Source organism: uncultured Aquimarina sp., assembly GCF_947492965.1.
Classification (GTDB): domain Bacteria; phylum Bacteroidota; class Bacteroidia; order Flavobacteriales; family Flavobacteriaceae; genus Aquimarina.
On the sequence record NZ_CANLOZ010000013.1, the window covers coordinates 15,412 to 30,167 of the forward strand.

The window sequence follows — 14,756 nt, forward strand, 5'->3', positions numbered from 1 at the left end:
TCTAAACACAACAATATGAAGTTTTTTATTGATACTGCTAACCTTGATCAGATTAAAGAAGCACAAGATCTTGGAGTACTGGATGGAGTAACTACGAACCCATCATTAATGGCGAAAGAAGGTATCACAGGAAAGGATAATATTATAGAACATTACAAAAAAATATGTGATATAGTAACTGGAGACGTAAGTGCCGAGGTAATCTCTACAGATTTTGAAGGTATTGTAAAAGAAGGAGAGGAGTTAGCAAAACTTCATGACCAGATTATTGTGAAAGTACCTATGATCAAAGAAGGAGTAAAAGCAATAAAATATTTCAGTGATAAGGGTATTAAAACTAATTGTACACTAGTATTTTCTGTAGGACAAGCTTTGTTAGCAGCAAAAGCGGGAGCAACATATGTTTCTCCATTTATAGGAAGATTAGATGATATTTCTACAGATGGTCTTAACCTAATCGCAGAAATAAGAATGGTGTATGATAACTATAACTTCGATACGCAAATATTAGCAGCTTCTGTTAGACATACAATGCACGTAATTGATTGTGCAAAAATTGGAGCAGATGTAATGACCGGACCTCTTTCATCTATCGAAGGTTTATTAAAACATCCTTTAACTGATATTGGTTTAGCTAAATTCTTAGCAGACTATAAAAAAGGAAACTAGATTTCTAGTATACTATAAATCGATACTTTATAAAAACTGTTCTTTTAATCGAGAACAGTTTTTTGTTTATCAATACTTGCCATTCTGCTATAACTCATTAATTGTTTTTCAAAAAAGGAAGAAAATAGATCAGCATTAGGATTAATTATTTTTCCTTCTTGATTTACCAGAATTACCTTATTAGTATAATGAATTACTAATTCATCTGAAGAACATTTTGGAAACTTAAATTCATATTCATTTTCCAGATTGTAGTTATGTCGTTTAATAGTTTTTAACCAGTTGTCCGTTTGTTCGTCGTCTGTATTAATAGCTATAAAATCGATATCAGGATATACTTTACTTAAGTGAGTGGTTTTTTTATGAGCTTTTACATAATGATCTTTTCTTTCGATAGACCAAAAATAAAGTGCGGTAACCGGTTTTTCGAAAAGCTCAGATAACTTGGTCATTTCACCATTAGAAGATATAAGATCTTGATCTGGAATAATATTGTTGGGTTTTAGCCTTGCTGTTGCTTTTGCTAATTTTTTAAGTTCCTTCTGAAATTTTTTATTACTACTAATCGATAAATAATGATCTAGTACTTTCTGAGATGTATAATCATTTTTGTTGTCCAGTATAAAATTGGTAGTAATACCACGTAGTAAGTTATTCTTAATATAAGATTGTTGTATAACACTGTCCACAAGGTCAAGTTTATACATAGTATATTCTACCTTATTTTTAGAAAAAGATTTTTGATTCATATACTTGGTATATGAAGAATTAGTGAAATAATGATTTAAGAATCTATTATAGGAGTATAACCTCATCAAATCATCTTCGTTATAATTTACTAAATCTCTATATTCAAAGAAGTCTTTCGGAATGTCATTAGCAATATTTCTGCTCTTTAGTCTAGAATACTGATACTTATATAAGTACATTTCATACCTAGAAAAGAAGTCATATTCAAAACTAGATTTACATATTTTCGTGGCAAGGTCACTAAGCGGATACTTATCTGTCAGATTGGTGAATCTTTGAAGTCTCAAATCTAATAACGAATCTTGCTCTTTCTTAAATGCTTTTGGTGTTTTGGTATATCTTCTATTCGATAATTGATTTCTTTCATCTTCGTTTTGTAGAAACATATCAATTAAAAAATTATTTTTTCGAGAGCCTTTTCCAGTAAAAACAAGAGATTCATCAAATTCTAGAGTATTCAAACGCATTAAAATGCTGTCACCTTTTTCTAACAGAATTAATTGATATTCTGGATTATGTCTAAAGGAGTAAAGCCCATCCTTAATATTTTCAATCTTGTGAAGAAATCTGTTGTTTTTGTCTAAATAAATTGTGTCCTGATAATCATCGCCTTTAAAAAGAACGACATAATCTGTATTAGGATTTACAATCTCTCCGCCTAAGTATACGTGATTGCTTGTAACCTCTTCGGTAGAGTCGCAACTTAATAAACAACAACTAGATAAGCAGATAAAACAAAAATACTTTAGTCTGAAGAAAAACATTTTGGGCGCTATTATTATACTGACAAACATTCAAAAATAAATGGAAAGACTTTTCTGACTTGTTAAGAATACGTTAATTGTGTTAATATTAGGGTATGACGGGATTTTTTTTGGCTCTTCTAAGATTATTATGAGTGAAACTAAATGAAAAGTTAAAAAATAAAATATTGTGTCGATTTTTGACACATCATTGTTCTAAGATCGTATATTTAAAAGGTTGATTAAACCAAATCAATATAATCTTTTAAAACATATTATCATCATGAGAAAAATTTTGAAAATCGAGGGAATTAAACAATTAAATAAAAACGCTCAGAAGTTTGTTTTAGGCGGTTTTATTACAGAATACGTGTCGTCTTGTGGTCCAACGTCGGATGGTTTAGCTTGCTTAACTGGTTTCCCGCATTGTCCTACAGGTTTCTGTTCGGGAGGAGTTTGCTCGCCTACAACTAACGGGTAAAAAATCCCTGATTTATTTTCTGTATACAAGAACAAATTTCAGAGAAATAAATAAAAAGCAGTCAAAACTAAAGTTTGACTGCTTTTTTTATGGAATAAGCTTTAATTACTAAGTTGATCCTAAATGAAGATGGGTATGGATGATTCTAATAAACCCTCAAAAAAGTAAATTATGGACTAGATCTATTTGCTCTGTCGTTTTAAATTTTAATCACAATGGTTATTAGATCTATTTTGTAATTAATATTGGATCGGAATAGAAAGACAGTTTGTGTTCATTTTCTATTGATTTTTTATTGTAAAATACTATTTAAAATACCTAAGTATTCTTTTAGGGTTTGAATCCATTTTTCTACTTTTGCCGAAAATACAATTTATTACTATGTTATCAGTTTCTAATCTTTCAGTACAATTCGGTAAGCGGGTTTTATTTGATGAAGTAAATACTACCTTTTCCCAGGGTAACTGTTATGGTATTATCGGGGCTAATGGAGCAGGAAAGTCTACATTTCTAAAAATTCTTTCAGGGGTAATTGAACCTACTTCTGGGCATGTACATTTAGAGCCAGGTAAACGAATGTCGGTTTTAGAACAGAATCACTATGCTTATGATGAGCATACAGTATTGGAAACTGTCATTATGGGAAATAAAGAATTGTATAAAATCAAGACGGAAATTGATGCATTATACGCTGATTATACCGATGAAAATGCTGAAAAAATTGGAGAGCTTCAAGTGCAGTTTGAAGAAATGAATGGATGGAACGCGGATAGTGATGCTGCAACCATGCTTTCTAATTTAGGTATTAAAGAAGATCTGCATTATACAAGCATGGCGGATCTTGATACAAAACAAAGAGTACGAGTGCTTCTTGCACAGTGTTTGTTTGGTAATCCAGATGTTCTGATAATGGATGAGCCTACGAATGATCTTGATTATGAAACAATTTCGTGGTTAGAAAACTTTTTAGCTAATTATGATAATACGGTGATTGTAGTTTCTCACGACCGTCACTTCTTAGATTCTGTGTGTACTCATATTTCGGATATTGATTTCGGAAAAATTAATAATTATAGTGGTAACTATACTTTCTGGTATGAATCTTCGCAATTAGCAGCAAGACAAAGAGCGCAGCAGAATAAAAAGGCGGAAGAGAAAAAGAAAGAACTTCAGGAATTTATTGCTCGTTTTAGTGCCAATGTTGCAAAATCAAAACAAGCAACTTCTCGTAAGAAAATGATCGAGAAATTAAATATTGAAGACATTAAACCTTCGAGCCGTCGTTATCCAGCAATTATTTTTGAAAGAGATAGAGAAGCAGGAGACCAAATTCTAAATGTAGAAGGACTAGCAGCTAGTATAGAAGGAGAAATATTGTTCAAAGGAGTAGATATCAATCTAGCAAAAGGAGATAAAGTTGTAGTTTTTTCAAAAGATTCTCGAGCAACCACTGCTTTTTATCAGATTTTAAATGACAAACAAAAGGCCGACGATGGTATATTCTCATGGGGTGTTACCACTTCACAATCGTACTTGCCAGCTGATAATAGCGAGTATTTTCAAAATGACCTGAATTTAGTAGATTGGTTACGTCAGTGGGCTACTACCGAAGAAGAACGTGAAGAAGTTTACATTAGAGGATTTCTAGGAAAAATGATTTTTAGTGGAGAAGAGGCTCTAAAAAAATCAAACGTATTGTCTGGAGGAGAAAAGGTAAGATGTATGTTATCTAAAATGATGATGACAAGAGCAAATGTTTTAATGTTAGATGAACCTACAAACCACTTAGATCTGGAATCTATTACTGCTTTTAACAATTCACTAAAGAACTTCAAAGGAACTATATTGTTCACAACCCATGACCATGAGTTTGCACAAACAGTTGCTAATCGAGTGATAGAATTAACACCTAACGGAGTGATAGATCGTTATACTACTTTTGATGAGTATATGAGCGATAAAAAGATCAAGGAATTACGAGAAAAAATGTATGCCGTGAATGTTTAATAAACAGCTTTTTAAAAAAATATTCCAGAAAAACATCTACAAGAAGTAGGTGTTTTTTTGTTATTGGACTAAACCTTCAAACTTTACAAACATATATTCCTTAATGGCAGATTCGAGTGTTTTTTGGTTATCGTTAAAAAAGGTATGATCTGTAATCAGTTGCATGATAAAGTACTCATCTAGTTTGATCAATAGTTCTGGAGATACTGTTTTAAAGATCTTATTTTCAATACCGAATATGTAAAATTCTTTTAAGTCTTTTAGTAAGCCTTGTAAAAAATGTTCTACGATATCCCAAGCGCTTGGATAGTGTATCTGTAATTGTTTTAGATAAAAAGGAGAAATATCTTTTACACCTTCTGCCAATATTTTAGCTAAAGCTTCATACTGATAACCTAAACCCATAATTTCAATAGAAATTTCATTTTTGTACGCCTTAAGTTGATCTACACGCACTTGGGTAACATATTCAAAAATTTCTTCTTTGGTAACAAAGTATTGATAAATAGTCGACTTACTTTTATTCATCAATTTTGCTAGATCATCCATGGTAAGCTCTCCAAGCTCGGTATTCCTAAGTTTAGGCAATAAAGCTTGTGTCCATTGTTCTACTTTTTTGCTCTTATCTTTTCTTTCTCGATGAATTGATTTTCTTCCCATGCTTGGTAATTTGTAAAAATCGAACTATATTTGGTTAAATAGTTCGAAAAAATACATATCTTTTTTCAAACATAACCATTTGACACGTGAAAAATCAAGCAGTTTGGCAAAAATATTCTGGAAAGGTTGCCTGGCCTACGATAATCTTATTCGTCTTTCTGTGTTTAGCGTATATGTTGCTTTGGAAACTTTATAGTAATGGGTTTTCACCAATTTGGACTTCTACTATTGGTGCTGTAATAGCTTACGGAATGTTTACTATAGCGCATGAAGCGAGTCATGGTAATATAGCAGGTGGTGTTTCCTCTTTTGAAAAAATAGAACAGATACTCGGATGGGTCTCTAGTTTTTTCTTATTATTTCCATTTTCTGCATTCGTAGTAATTCATTTGAGACATCATGCTCATACCAATGATCCAGAACATGATCCTGATCATTATGTAAATGGCAGTAATCCATTTTCTATATTTTTTAGATGCCTTACATTAATTGGTCATTATTTTGGTTTAACCTTCGGGAAAAATAGTATAAAGAATACCGCCATGCGAAATATCAAAAATCAGTCTTTAGTGTTTTTGATTTTTATAGTAAGTCTTATTAGTACACTAATTGCGATGGGATATGGAAGTGCGTTGTTTTTTGTTTTCATTTTATCTGCACTGATTGCAGCTCCAATATTGGCATTTTCTTTTGATTGGCTGCCACATTATCCTCATAATAATCTTGGTAAGTATCACAATACCCGAATTGTAACGATTCCAGGATTAGAATTGGTGTCATTATATCAGAGTTATCATTTGATTCATCATTTATATCCTAGAGTTCCCTTCTATAAATATAAAAGTTGTTTTAAAGATGTGGAGTTACAACTTTTTGAAAAAAAATCAATTGTAGAAGGTTTTAGAAATAAGGATTTAGCTCTGTTAGATAAGAAAAATACGTATGAAGATATCATATCCGGAAGTGTCTGGAATTACGTGCTTGAAGTTGAAAATGTGTTTCATGAAACCAAAGATGCAGTTAAAATAGTTTTCAAGAATCTAGACCAAATACCTTTTTCTTTTTTGCCAGGACAATATGTTGTAATATCGGATTATGTGAGTGATCAATTAGTAAGTAGATGTTATTCCATATGCGAAGATCCGATTACTGGAAAACTAAGTGTGGTCGTTAAAAAAGTTCCTAAGGGGAAGCTATCTAATCATTTAGTAAACCATACGAAGAGTCGTAAAAAGTTGAGAGTTTCTGGTCCTTTCGGTAGATTTTTATTACCAGAAGTATTGGACAGGTCATTTCTCTTTATCGCTGGAGGAAGTGGAATTACTCCAATCATATCAATGATAAAATATGTACTAAGAACATCTAAAAACGAAGTGAAACTATTGTATGGTAACAAAAGTAATGAAGATATTATTTTCGCTAATGAATTACAAGAGCTATCGTCTTTATATCCTAATCGATTTAACTATATAAAAAGTTTACAGCTTTTAGATAAAGAAACACAACAAGGTTACTTGCTAGAAACATCAACGGATACTTATTGTTATGTTTGTGGTCCAGCACCTATGATGGATGCATCAAAACAAGTATTAACAGCATTAGGGCTGAACAAAAAGTTGATTCATTACGAAGAATTTTCTCAAAATATTGAGAAACTATCTGGAAAGACTCAAAGCATCTCAGTAGAAGGAAGAGATCAAAGTTTTATATACGAAGGAGATCAATCCGAAAGTATTTTAGAATCCGCATTACGAAATGAGCAACAGCTTCCTTATGCCTGTAAAAAAGGAGACTGTGGAACCTGCAAAGTACAATTATTAAAAGGCCAAGTGCAGTGGAAACCGTATCAGGATATGGTATTACTAGACAATGAAATAGATCAAGGATATATTCTTACCTGTATGTGTACACCAGAAACCGATCTAAAATTAAAATTATGAATATCGAACAGGAATACGATTATATAATTATAGGAAGCGGTTTTGGTGGGTCTGTAAGTGCGTTAAGACTAACCGAAAAAGGGTATAAAGTTTTAGTAATAGAAAAGGGCAAATGGTATCGTCCTGAAGATTTTCCAAAAACAAACTGGAATCTTAAAAAATGGTTATGGGTGCCTTTTTTAAAATGGTTCGGAATCATGAAAATGTCTTTTTTTAAACATGTAGTAGTAATTTCAGGAACTGGAGTAGGAGGAGGTTCTCTGGTTTATGCAAATACATTACCGGTTCCCAAAAAGGATTTTTTTATTTCCGGAAGTTGGAAAAATCTGGCAGATTGGCAATCCGAACTTGCTCCATTTTATAATATAGCACTAAAAATGCTGGGAGCACAAAAAAATCCCCATTTGTTCGACGGTGACAACGCTCTTCAAGAATTAGCAACAAGTTTGGATATAAAAAATGATTTTTCTGCAACCGATGTAGCTGTATTTTTTGGCACGCCGAATAAAAAGGTAGCAGATCCATACTTCGATGGAAAAGGCCCAGAAAGAACAGGATGTAATTTTTGTGGAGGTTGTATGACTGGTTGTAGAATTGGTGCTAAAAACACTCTGGATAAAAATTATTTGTATTTGGCACAGCAGCAAGGAGCTCAGATTCTTGCAGAAAATGAAGTGATAGATGTAGTTCCTAACCATGACGAATATACCATTACTTTTAAATCTTCTACAAGATATTTTCCTAGAAAAAAACGTGTGCGTGCTAAAGGAGTTATTTTTTCTGGAGGAGTATTAGGTACTGTAAAACTTCTGCTAAAATTGAAAAAACAATCTTTACCAAGATTATCAGATTACTTGGGAGAGGATATAAGAACAAATAATGAAAGTTTGATAAGTGTTACCAACCTTAACGGCACTAAAGATATGTCTAAAGGTGTGGCAATAGGTTCTATACTTCATACAGATGAGAATAGTCATTTGGAAATTGTAAGGTATGCAAAAGGTTCAGGTTTCTGGCGATTGTCACATTTGCCCTTAACTCATGGTAAGAATACCATCGTAAGAGTGATAAAAATCGTTACAAGTTTTATTAAAAACCCATTATCATATATAAAACTTTATACGGTAAAAGATTGGAGCAAGAGCACAGCAATTTTATTGTTTATGCAAACTTTAGATAGTACCCTGAAATTTAGACTAAATGCTTTTGGGAAGATGAATACTTCTGTAAATGATGGAGATAAACCAAGCGCATTTATTTCTGAATCTCTGGGATTAGCAAAACGATATGCCAAAATTACCAAAGGAAAAGAGACTGTTTTTGGATTAGAGCCTTTGGCAGGTATTCCTTCTACAGCACATATATTAGGTGGAGCGGTAATGTCTGATAATCCAAAAAAGGGTGTGATCGATAAGAATAATCAGGTTTTTGGTTATAAAAACATGTATATCTGTGATGGGTCAATGATTTCAGCAAATCCAGGAGTAAATCCATCATTATCGATTACTGCTATAGCAGAGCGGGCAATGAGTAAAATACCGAATAAATCAGATGTGTAAGCTATTGCTTATTATTTTGAAAGTAACGATACAACAGGAAAATACCATATCCTATAAATGAAATAGAAAGTAAAATTCTATAGTTCCATTCCACAGGTGCTGCTTGTAAGTGTTGATATAATCTAAATGTCCCGAATAAGGTTCCAAAAATACCTATGATTAAATCATATTTGTTTTTGGTTGTTCCGTTATTACTTTCTTCCATGGAAGCTAAGATAAACTTTTTTCTATGATAGGAACTGCTTCTTCTACATCCGATTTCTTTACAAAAAGCTGAATGTGATCTGGAATTCCACCACCAAAGCCAGCTGCCATACCTGATTTCATATCATCTCGTGTAATAGAATTTATACCTCCTTCTTGGAGTATATTTTGCAAGAATTGTACGTTAATAAAACTTCCTGTATAGACTCTTTCATATTCGCTATCAAAAAACATAGGTTTTACTTTATGCGTTAAAATATTTACTGTCCCATATAGCAGTATTGAAGTTTTTTCCTAAAGCAAATCCATAAAATAAGACTACAGCGGCAACGGATTTAAACATAAAGAAAAATATCATAACATATTCTGAAGAGGTGTTTTCTTTACTAAATAATCCTTGAGGTATCATAAAAGTTAATAATACGCTTACCAGAAATGTAAGTACAATTAGATTTTCAAAACTTTTAAAAAACCACATCATCAATTTTCGAAATGGATGAAGGTCTTCTCCCCATTTGTGTATGAGATAATAGTAATCATTACCCATTGGAGCAAATAATAAGGGATCATCTGCATTTTCTAACTTAAACAGTTTTGAAGGAGCTATTATCTTGAAGCCTTTTAATTCTAGATCGTGAATTTTTTCCAGGTCTTTTATTTTGGATAATGCTTCTTGTGGAAGTTTACCTTTAAAATATTTAGAAGCTAAAAAACGAAGTCTGTAATCAATACATATTTTTTTGATTTGGTCGATATGATAGATGTTATTACTATCTAAATGATCGAATATAAAATCATTTTTTTCTATCGGCGTTCCGTTTTCTAATGTATCTAGGATTCGGCTATCTTTTTGATCTTCTCTACTAAAGATAGCTTCAACTTGAGATCTCCAATTTGTTTCGTTTTGCTGTTTAGCACGAACTTTTGCCAGCTTTTGTTCAATATTAGTTTTAGGGAATATCATTTTCTTTCTCTTTAGCTCTACTAAATTAAATATTTAGAATCTGGATTCCAAGATTTTAGGGTTTTTAACAACTGTTGAATATAATACTCCAAAATCATCAAAAAAGATGCTTGGTATTAGTTGTAAAAACAAAAAAACTGTCTGAAAAGTTATTTTAAGTCAAGTGTTTAAGGTACAAGAAACTCTATGCTTTCCAGACAGTCTATTTATAAAATTATGGTATTTAGAATTTATGAGAAGTAATCAAATGATTCTTTTCATTCACAAAAACTACATTGTCAATCTCATCAATCAAATAGTTAGGTGTTTTATCTAATAATTCGATCTGAGCATCCTTAGCTCCTGTTTTCTTATTAATCATATATATGAAGTGCTTTGTTGTATCTCCTTTTACTTTTGTAACAACAAACTTATGAGTTTTAATTGCTTTGGAATTGGAGAACCTGGTTAATGTCACTTCAAATACTGTTGCCATTTGATCGCTATTTGCACCAGTATACATACCCGCAACTACTGTAGATGTGCTAGTTCCATCTGTTTGATCTTCGGATCTAAGATATACACCATTAGATAATGCTGTTAATGTATTAATATTATCTAAAGAACCCTGAATATCTAAATCAACACCTACGATATTTAAACCAGTTTGAGCCATATTTAAAAATCCATCAACTGAGGCAGCTGGACGATAATATTGAGTGTATTTCAGTTCTCCTTCTGGTGAAAGAAGAGATATATGCTGATCCGCATGTAGTAAATAACCAGAACCGTCTACATATTCTGCAACTAGGGGAGTCTTCTTATTTACTTCTTCTAATTCAACATCTTCTGCAAAAAGTTCAATATCGCCAGTGTTCAGGTCAAACTTGTATCCTTTTTCATTTTCAAATAAAACAACTTTCTGTTCTTTCTCGTCATAGGTAACCGCAGGAATAGATTTAAACTTTACATCTTTGTCCCAGACATCTTTTCCTTTTTCAAAATCTAGAATGTTGGATCTTTCACTGGAGACATACAGTACCCCTTTATTTGTAGTAGTTACGTAGTAAGAATATCCCTTTACTTTACTATCCCATATTTTTTCTCCTTCAGGATCTACAAGGGCAATCTTACCGTCTTTTTCACTTTTTCCTACTGCGATAAAACCTTTCTCATGCGGAATAACTTCGTCTAAGAACTCAATTTTAAAACTTTTTTTCCATTTGAATTCATTGGTTTCTGGTGTGATGATATTAAAACCTTCAGTTTCTACAAGTATAAGGTTGTTATCATTATCAGGTCTTACATCGATAAGAGTTCCACGTAATTTAAGTTTCCCAGGTGTAATATCTTCTCCCGTGGAAGGATTAAGTACGGTTAACACTTTAGATTTACGAATTCCAAGGTAAAGGCTGTTATTAATTTCGGAATAGACTAGTGCTTTTATCTTTTTCTTAGCCGTATGATTCCATAAAACTTCTCCAGTATTGAAATCTAAAGTGAAGATTTCATTTTTTATACCTAGTATAATATTGTTCTCTTTGTTAAAGAAAGGTCCTTGATTTACAAAAGAAGCTCCACTCAATCTCTGAAGAAGTCCTTTGGATTCTCCTAAAGGAGTAACCCAATTTTTCTCCCAAGTTTTCAAACTAAAAGACATAAGATTACGTTCTTTTTCCTTGATAAGCTCAAATAGAATAATACCTTTCTCAGGAATTGGAATAAAATTTCGTATTCTATAGTTGTCATCTTTCGTATCAAAAACAACTTCGCCGTTACTAGAATTGATAATTAATCCTCTAGTTTTTCCGGCTAATGGCATATATTCTACATAAAAAAGAGGTAATCCATCGATGGTAAAGAAAGTGTTCTTGTCGATAGCTTTAAGCTCTTTATTGTGCCATTTGGTTTCACCTGTTTTATGATCTAAACCAACAAGTCCTTTGGCTCCAGAGGCAATGACAGTTCCATCATTAGACTGTTTAATCCATCCAACTTCGTATAAGGATTCTTTTAAATCCACTTGCCATAAAGTTTCTTGTGCATTTAAAAAGCAAAAGCTAGTAACCAGAAATACAATTAGCGCATAATTTTTTTTCATATTCTTAATTTTCAGTTCAAAATTTTTAACAAAAATGCAATTATTATGCATGCACAACAAGACAAATTAGAACTTTAAGAGTTGTTTAAGCCTTAGATTTAAGGTGTTTAGAAACATGATTGCAGGGGGGGGTGCTGTTTGTACGGATCCTAAAGGCTCATAAATATCCTAAGTTAGCGTTGTTTATTATAATAAAACGAAAAAGCCTTTGAGTATATCAAAGGCTTTTATAAAAACTAAGTATTAGCTTCTCATTTATCGTAATTCAGCTCCTAATTTATTTTCGAAATTATGCTGAAGTTTATTCATTATTTTATCAATCTGCTTATCCGTAAGGGTTTTGTGTTCATCTTGTAGTGTAAAACTCACTGCATAAGATTTCTTACCCTTTGGAAGGTTTTTACCTTCGTATACATCAAATAAATTAATGTTTTTTAGAAGTTTCTTTTCAGTTTGATTTGCAATGGTATGGATTTCCTCAAAAGAAACAGTATTGTCCAACAATAAAGCAAAATCTCTTCGTACTTCAGGGAATTTTGGTATTTCGGTAAATTTAATCTTACTTCTTCTAGCAAATTCTAAAATAGTATCCCATTCAAAATCAGCAAACAAGACCTCTTGAGAAATAGAAAAGTGCTTTAAGACAGTTTTTTTTACGATTCCAAATTCTACAAGTTTAGATTTTCCCAAATGATAAGAAACTCCTTCCGAAAAGATGTCGTTTTTAATCGGCGAAGTCTTGGACCTTTTTATTCCTAACCGATCTAGTATAGCTTCTATGATTCCTTTCAGATAAAAGAAATCACTTTTCTCTTGGGTTACTTTCCAACTTTCACTGGTTTTATTTCCAGAGATCACAAGACTTAGGTGTTTATTCTCAATCCTACCACTTTCATAATTGTGATACGTTTTTCCAAATTCAAAGAGTTTAAGGTCGGAACGCTTTCTGTTAATATTATAAGAAACTGCTTCTAAACCAGAGAATAATAGAGATTGGCGTAATACAGCCAAATCATTACTTAACGGGTTTAGCATTTCTACATTATGATCAGCATTTAATTGCTCTGATAACGAGATGTACTCTGGAGAAGTAAGAGAGTTCGCCAGCATTTCATGAAATCCTTGCCCAACTAATTGATTAGAAATTGTATTCTGTATCGTATGATCAGAAAACTTATCTATATTAGATACCGAAGCATTTAGTTTTTGACTAAAATTAATATTGTTATATCCATATACACGTAGGATTTCTTCGATAACATCAGCTTCTCTTTGCACATCATTTCTATAGGACGGAATGGTAAGACCTAATCCTCCTTCAGTAACACTGTTTACTTTAATTTCTAAAGAGCTCAAAATATCCTTGATCGTTTCCTGAGGTAGCTCTTCTCCAATTAATTTGGTAGTATTTTCAAATGATAAGAATACCTGAAAATCCTCTATTTTCTTTGGATACAAATCGGTAATATCACTTGTAATATCTCCACCTGCCAATTCCTGAATAAGTAATGCAGCTCTTTTTAGAGCATATTCTGTTATTGTTGGATCAATACCTCTTTCGAATCTAAAAGAAGCATCGGTGTTAAGTCCATGACGTTTTGCTGTTTTTCTAACACTTACCGGATTAAAATAAGCACTTTCCAAGAAAATGGACGTTGTAGTTTCTGTAACACCAGAATTGACACCACCAAAAACTCCTGCGATACAAAGAGGTTTTTTTGCATCACAGATCATAAGATCTTCTTCGTGCAATTCTCTTTCTACTTCATCAAGAGTTGTAAATTTTGTACCAGCTTTACAGGTTTTTACTTCGATTTTATTTCCTTCGATATGATTAGCATCAAAAGCATGTAAAGGTTGCCCAAGTTCATGTAAAACATAATTTGTTACATCTACCACATTGTTTTTTGGCGTAAGACCAATTGCTTTAAGACGATGTTGTAGCCAGTTTGGTGATTCTGCTACTTTTAAACCAGATATAGAAACTCCACAATATCTAGGAGCTAACTCATTATTTTTTACTTCTACATCAAATTTGTGAAGTCTATTATCAATTTTGAAATTGCTTACTGAAGGAGTAATCAATTCTAGATTAAGATCTTTTTGTTGTAATCCAGCTTTAAGATCTCTTGCAGTACCCCAATGACTCATAGCGTCTGCACGATTAGGCGTTAACCCAATTTCAAAAACCTGATCATTTTCGATATCAAAAACATCTGCTGCCGGAGTTCCAACAGGAATATCCTTATCCAGCACCATAATTCCATCATGACTTTTACCCAACCCTAATTCATCTTCTGCGCAAATCATCCCATGACTTTCTTCTCCACGGATTTTACCTTTTTTGATAGTCCATTCTGTTCCTTCACTATCATAAAGCTTGGTTCCGATGGTAGCAACAGGCACTTTTTGGCCTTCTGCGACATTCGGGGCTCCACATACGATCTGTACAGGTTCACCAGTTCCTAGATCTACTTTAGTCACTTTTAGCTTGTCTGCATTCGTGTGTTGCGCGCAGCTGATTACTTGTCCTACTACAACACCTTCTAAACCTCCTTTAATACTTTGGTAAGTCTCTATTCCTTCTATTTCAAGCCCTAAATCCGTAAGTAGTTCTCCAGTTTTTACTGCATCCCAATCAAGCTTAATAAATTGCTTGAGCCAGTTATATGAAATTTTCATTAATGATGATTCTGAAA

Annotated in this window: 12 protein-coding genes; 5 read left to right on the top strand and 7 right to left on the bottom strand. The window is 32.6% G+C overall.

Annotated features, from left to right (window positions below; translation table 11 throughout):
- Positions 1–15 precede the first annotated feature (15 nt).
- The gene (fsa, locus tag Q1B37_RS22090; protein WP_299610369.1) at positions 16–669 is read left to right on the top strand and encodes a fructose-6-phosphate aldolase; all 654 of its coding nucleotides are present in this window, start codon (positions 16–18) and stop codon (positions 667–669) included.
- A 44-nt stretch (positions 670–713) separates the two neighbouring features.
- Here fsa and Q1B37_RS22095 read toward each other — a convergent pair whose 3' ends face one another.
- Entirely contained in the window at positions 714–2,183 is a 1,470-nt protein-coding gene (locus Q1B37_RS22095) for a hypothetical protein (protein ID WP_299902637.1), read from the bottom strand.
- Positions 2,184–2,445: 262 nt separating this feature from the next.
- Here Q1B37_RS22095 and Q1B37_RS22100 point away from each other — a divergent pair, with 262 nt between their 5' ends.
- Together Q1B37_RS22100 and Q1B37_RS22105 are read left to right on the top strand one after the other, a co-directional pair.
- Complete coding sequence (locus Q1B37_RS22100; RefSeq protein WP_299902640.1) at positions 2,446–2,643, top strand: hypothetical protein; 198 nt, start codon at positions 2,446–2,448, stop codon at positions 2,641–2,643.
- A gap of 381 nt (positions 2,644–3,024) precedes the next feature.
- The gene (locus tag Q1B37_RS22105; protein WP_299902797.1) at positions 3,025–4,650 is read left to right on the top strand and encodes an ATP-binding cassette domain-containing protein; all 1,626 of its coding nucleotides are present in this window, start codon (positions 3,025–3,027) and stop codon (positions 4,648–4,650) included.
- A gap of 60 nt (positions 4,651–4,710) precedes the next feature.
- On the opposite strand, the gene Q1B37_RS22110 is transcribed toward Q1B37_RS22105, so the two are convergent.
- The gene (locus Q1B37_RS22110; RefSeq protein ID WP_299902643.1) at positions 4,711–5,310 is read right to left on the bottom strand and encodes a TetR/AcrR family transcriptional regulator; all 600 of its coding nucleotides are present in this window, start codon (positions 5,308–5,310) and stop codon (positions 4,711–4,713) included.
- Positions 5,311–5,396: 86 nt separating this feature from the next.
- Here Q1B37_RS22110 and Q1B37_RS22115 point away from each other — a divergent pair, with 86 nt between their 5' ends.
- On the top strand, positions 5,397–7,250 hold the full coding sequence (locus Q1B37_RS22115) for a fatty acid desaturase (RefSeq protein WP_299902646.1): 1,854 nt from the start codon (positions 5,397–5,399) through the stop codon (positions 7,248–7,250).
- Positions 7,247–8,809, top strand: coding sequence for a GMC oxidoreductase (locus Q1B37_RS22120; RefSeq protein ID WP_299902648.1), 1,563 nt, complete (start codon positions 7,247–7,249; stop codon positions 8,807–8,809). Before Q1B37_RS22115 ends, Q1B37_RS22120 begins: the two co-directional genes overlap by 4 nt.
- A gap of 1 nt (position 8,810) precedes the next feature.
- On the opposite strand, the gene Q1B37_RS22125 is transcribed toward Q1B37_RS22120, so the two are convergent.
- The 5 genes from Q1B37_RS22125 to pheT form a co-directional block, all read right to left on the bottom strand.
- Positions 8,811–9,014 carry a hypothetical protein gene (locus tag Q1B37_RS22125; RefSeq protein ID WP_299902650.1) on the bottom strand — a complete coding sequence of 68 codons (204 nt, stop codon included), beginning with the start codon at positions 9,012–9,014 and terminating at the stop codon, positions 8,811–8,813.
- A 5-nt stretch (positions 9,015–9,019) separates the two neighbouring features.
- A complete protein-coding gene (locus tag Q1B37_RS22130) occupies positions 9,020–9,247 on the bottom strand; it encodes a DUF2007 domain-containing protein (RefSeq protein ID WP_299610390.1) in 228 nt (75 codons plus the stop codon).
- 10 nt (positions 9,248–9,257) lie between these two features.
- Positions 9,258–9,977, bottom strand: a complete 720-nt coding sequence (locus Q1B37_RS22135; protein ID WP_299902652.1) for a hypothetical protein — start codon at positions 9,975–9,977, stop codon at positions 9,258–9,260.
- A 223-nt stretch (positions 9,978–10,200) separates the two neighbouring features.
- Positions 10,201–12,057: a PQQ-binding-like beta-propeller repeat protein gene (locus tag Q1B37_RS22140; RefSeq protein ID WP_299902654.1), complete on the bottom strand. Its 1,857-nt coding sequence runs from the start codon at positions 12,055–12,057 to the stop codon at positions 10,201–10,203.
- Between the two features lie 255 nt (positions 12,058–12,312).
- Entirely contained in the window at positions 12,313–14,739 is a 2,427-nt protein-coding gene (gene pheT / locus Q1B37_RS22145; RefSeq protein ID WP_299902656.1) for a phenylalanine--tRNA ligase subunit beta, read from the bottom strand.
- Positions 14,740–14,756 lie beyond the last annotated feature (17 nt).